1 tRNA gene and 2 rRNA genes (1 of these 3 running past the window's edge) are annotated in these 3,108 nt (G+C 59.3%); all 3 read right to left on the bottom strand.

Annotated features, from left to right (window positions below):
- Window positions 1-77 (bottom strand) — tRNA-Met (locus tag DT074_RS27415).
- 57 nt (window positions 78-134) lie between these two features.
- Window positions 135-250, bottom strand: a 5S ribosomal RNA gene (gene rrf, locus DT074_RS27410).
- 118 nt (window positions 251-368) lie between these two features.
- Window positions 369-3,108: ribosomal RNA gene (locus DT074_RS27405) — 23S ribosomal RNA — on the bottom strand; it runs 2 nt beyond the window's last position.

Below are 3,108 nucleotides of genomic sequence, written 5' to 3'. Positions count from 1 at the left end.
TGGTTGCGGGGACAGGATTTGAACCTGTGACCTTCAGGTTATGAGCCTGACGAGCTACCGGGCTGCTCCACCCCGCGGGAGGTGGTTGGTCGTGAGGGGAGGTTGCGGTTTGGTGTGTGGTCTGTCCTTGGAAAGCCTGGCGGCGACCTACTCTTCCACGCCTTGAGACGCAGTACCATTGGCGCTGAGGGATTTCACGGCCGAGTTCGGGATGGGATCGGGTGTTGGGGCCCTCGCCATGGCCACCAGGCTGTCGGAGGACAGATGGGTTGTTGCGGGAGTGATCCTGATTGGGTGACGCGTATGCGGTGAGGTGTGTGTGTTTGCCTGGTCTGCAGCTGTGTCTGTATCTGTGACCGTGCATGTAGGTATCGAGCTCTATCGAGCGATTAGGACCGGTCAGCTTCATGCGTTGCCGCACTTCCACATCCGGCCTATCGACGTGGTGGTCTTCCACGGCTCTTAGGGATGCCTGGTCTTGAGGGGGGCTTCCCGCTTAGATGCTTTCAGCGGTTATCCCGTCCGTGCTTAGCTACCCGGCTATGCCGCTGGCGCGACAACCGGTCCACCGGAGGCACGTCCACCCCGGTCCTCTCGTACTAAGGGCAGCTCCTCTCAAGCATCCTGCGCCCGCGGCAGATAGGGACCGAACTGTCTCACGACGTTCTAAACCCAGCTCACGTACCACTTTAATCGGCGAACAGCCGAACCCTTGGGACCTGCTCCAGCCCCAGGATGTGATGAGCCGACATCGAGGTGCCAAACGATGCCGTCGATATGGACTCTTGGGCATCATCAGCCTGTTATCCCCGGCGTACCTTTTATCCGTTGAGCGATGGCCCTTCCACGCGGGACCACCGGATCACTATGACCGACTTTCGTCTCTGCTCGACTTGTCTGTCTCGCAGTCAGGCAGGCTTGTGCCATTGCACTCGACGGCTGATGTCCGACCAGCCTGAGCCTACCATCGCGCGCCTCCGTTACTCTTTGGGAGGCGACCGCCCCAGTCAAACTGCCCGCCATGCAAGGTCCCGGCTCCGGCTAACGGAGCTCGGTTAGAGGCCAAAAACCAAAAGGGCGGTATTTCAAGGGTACCTCCACGACGGCTGGCGCCGCCGCTTCATAGGCTCCCGCCTATCCTACACATCCGGTTCCTGGCACCATTGCAAAGCTGCAGTAAAGGTGCACGGGGTCTTTCCGTCTGACCGCGGGTACTCCGCATCTTCACGGAGAGTTCAATTTCACCGAGCCGGTGTTGGAGACAGTGGGGAAGTCGTTACGCCATTCGTGCAGGTCGGAACTTACCCGACAAGGAATTTCGCTACCTTAGGACCGTTATAGTTACGGCCGCCGTTTACCGGGGCTTCGATTCGGAGCTTGCACCCCTCCTCTTAACCTTCCGGCACCGGGCAGGCGTCAGACCCTATACGTCGCCTCATCGGCTTCGCAGAGCCCTGTGTTTTTAGTAAACAGTCGCCACCCCCTGGTCTGTGCCGCCCCCCACTGGTTGCCCAATGAGAGGCACCCCTTCTCCCGAAGTTACGGGGTCAATTTGCCTAGTTCCTTCAACACCGTTCTCTCGAGCGCCTTGGTATACTCTACCCATCCACCTGTGTCGGTTTCGGGTACGGTCCATATGCTGGGGCTGTTTCCTGGACGAACTTGCGCCGCCCGGACAATCCAGTAAGTCCGAACAACACGCATCCGTCGTCACCTCCAGCGGGCCCAGGAATGTTGACCTGGTTCCCATCGGCTACGGCTCTCGCCCTCGCCTTAGGGGCCGGCTCACCCTGCGCGGATTGACCTTGCGCAGGAACCCTTGGATGTTCGGCGGGAGTGGTTCTCGCACTCCTTGCGTTACTCATGTCAGCATTCTCACTTCCGGCCGCTCCAGGACCCCTCACGGGTATCCCTTCACCGCAGACGGAACGCTCCGCTACCGCTTGCACTTGCGTGCAAACCCGCAGCTTCGGTGGGTGGCTTGAGCCCCGGTACATCTTCGGCGCAGGCTGGCTTGTCTAGACCAGTGAGCTATTACGCTTTCTTTAAAGGATGGCTGCTTCTAAGCCAACCTCCTGGTTGTCTTGGCCTTCCCACATCCTTTCCCACTTAGCCACCACTTGGGGACCTTAGCTGGCGGTCTGGGCTGTTTCCCTCTCGACCACGGACCTTAGCACCCGCAGTCTGCCTGCCGGACTGTACTCACCGGTATTCGGAGTTCGGTTGGGTTTGGTAAGCCTGTGGGGCCCCCTAGCCCATCCGGTGCTCTACCCCCGGCGGTAATCATCCGACGCTCTACCTAAATAGATTTCGCGGAGAACCAGCTATTTCCGAGTTTGATTGGCCTTTCACCCCTAGCCACAAGTCATCCCCTACTTTTTCAACAGGAGTGGGTTCGGTCCTCCAGTGCATGTTACTGCACCTTCAACCTGCTCATGGCTAGATCACCCGGTTTCGGGTCTCATCCGTGCAACTCAGTCGCCCTATTCAGACTCGCTTTCGCTCCGCCTCCACCTAACGGCTTAGGCTCGCTGCACAGACGAAGTCGCTGACCCATTATACAAAAGGTACGCCGTCAGCCTTGCGGCCTCCGACTGCTTGTAGGCATCCGGTTTCAGGTCTCTTTCACTCCCCTCGTCGGGGTGCTTTTCACCTTTCCCTCACGGTACTTGTGCACTATCGGTCACCGAGGAGTACTTAGGCTTGGAGGGTGGTCCCCCCGTCTTCAGGCAGGATTGCACGTGTCCCGCCCTACTCATGGACCGACGATCGGCTTACCCGTACGGGGCTGTCACCCGCTATGGCCGCCCTTTCCAGAGCGTTCCGGTTACCTCTCGTCGATCACTGGCCTGGTCCGCGTTCGCTCGCCACTACTAACGGAGTCTCTGTTGATGTCCTTTCCTCCAGGTACTGAGATGTTTCAGTTCCCCGGGTTCGCTTCCCGCACCTATGGATTCAGTGCGGGATGACCCTTGCGGGCCGGGTTGCCCCATTCGGATATCGCCGGATCAAAGCCTGCTCGCAGCTCCCCGACGCTTTTCGCAGCGTGCCACGTCCTTCATCGCCTCTCGGTGCCAAGGCATCCACCGAATGCCCTTATCGCGCTCG

The organism is Desertibaculum subflavum, from assembly GCA_003576705.1.
Lineage (GTDB): Bacteria > Pseudomonadota > Alphaproteobacteria > Ferrovibrionales > Ferrovibrionaceae > Desertibaculum > Desertibaculum subflavum.
Note: the sequence above shows the minus strand (reverse complement) of the source record. Positions and strands in the feature narration are given on the sequence as shown.